We start from the raw sequence: 1317 nt of genomic DNA on the forward strand, positions 1-1317 counted from the left end.
TAATCCTCTGTAGACCACACCAATAAATGGCTGCGGAGGTGGGTTACTACTTATAAGTGTGGCAAATTAGGTAAATATCGTACATTTAATACGGAACAGCCCTGATATGGCCATCAAAAACGAAATTACTATTCTCACGAGAGCAGAACAGGCAGATCTTTATTCCCCACCCATTTTTTCAATCGAAGAACAACGTCTGTACTTTTCTCTGAACGATGCGGAATTGGCAGTTTTTCGGTCAATTCGTCTCAGAGCTCATAGATGTTACTTTGTCGCGATTTTGGGATACTTCAAATCAAAGCCCGTCATCCTAGATATCGCTTACTCGCAGGTTTCTAAGGATTTAATGTTCATCAGTAAAGAGCTGCTTGGCGGCAAGGGGCTCAGACCATTCACTCCCTCACAAAAACAAAAAGATCGACTCTACGCAAAAGTATTAGACCTTGCTGGTTATCACAAATGGGACGAAAGTCAGCACTTCAATTCTCTTTTCGACCACCTTGTTCAGGTGGGCAATGCCTGGCTGGAGCCGCGTTACCTCTTTGATACTGCTATTGAATTCCTAACCAGTCACAGCATTGCTATCCCTAGGTACACCGTACTCCAGAGACTGATAAGCAGAGCGATGCAGCAGGTCAGAAAAGACCTGGCGCACCAACTTAATCAACTCACCAGTCCTGAACTTCACGTCTTTCTGGACAGCATAACAGCCATTGATGACGGACTAAGCCTGAACCAGCTCAGAGGCGGTGCAAAAAGTCTGACCGTACCTGAACTTAAAAAAGAGCTTGCCCTTTATCATCAGTTAGCGCCATGGCGCACGCAAATCAATGGCGTTATCGATGGGCTTAATCTGTCTCTTAAAAATCGACAACACTTCGGTGAGCTCATCAACTATTACGGTAGTAAACTCAAACGATTCAAACGCGCACAGCAGCATCTATGGTTGCTATGTCACCTGACAGAGCGGATACAACTGGCACTGGAACGGTTAACTGATGGGTTCATTTACCATATCCGCAAGCAACAAGAAGCTGCCAACACCTTTGCACAACAAGCAGTGTTCCTGTCCTGGCAGTCAGCCGCGGACAATGTCACGAAAGCGGCAGAGTTACTGCATCTGTTTGTGGATGAGAACATTGATGATAATCAACCCTTCTCAGTAGTCAGACAACAGGCATTGAAGGTCATGAATGACAGGGATATCCAGACCCTCTGCCTTTACCTGAAAAAACAGAAACGGACCGTGGAAGAGTACCAGTGGCAACATTACGATGAACAATGCAATCTCCTGGAGCAACTGTTAAGGCAGGTGTT

Annotated in this window: 1 pseudogene; it reads left to right on the plus strand. The window is 45.6% G+C overall.

Annotated features, from left to right (window positions below):
• Nucleotides 1-106: 106 nt before the first annotated feature.
• Nucleotides 107-1317 (plus strand): annotated as a pseudogene (locus KU854_RS24645) (Tn3-like element ISShfr9 family transposase); the annotation flags it as partial.

The organism is Enterovibrio paralichthyis (genome assembly GCF_019209835.1).
GTDB classification, from domain to species: Bacteria; Pseudomonadota; Gammaproteobacteria; order Enterobacterales; family Vibrionaceae; genus Enterovibrio; species Enterovibrio paralichthyis.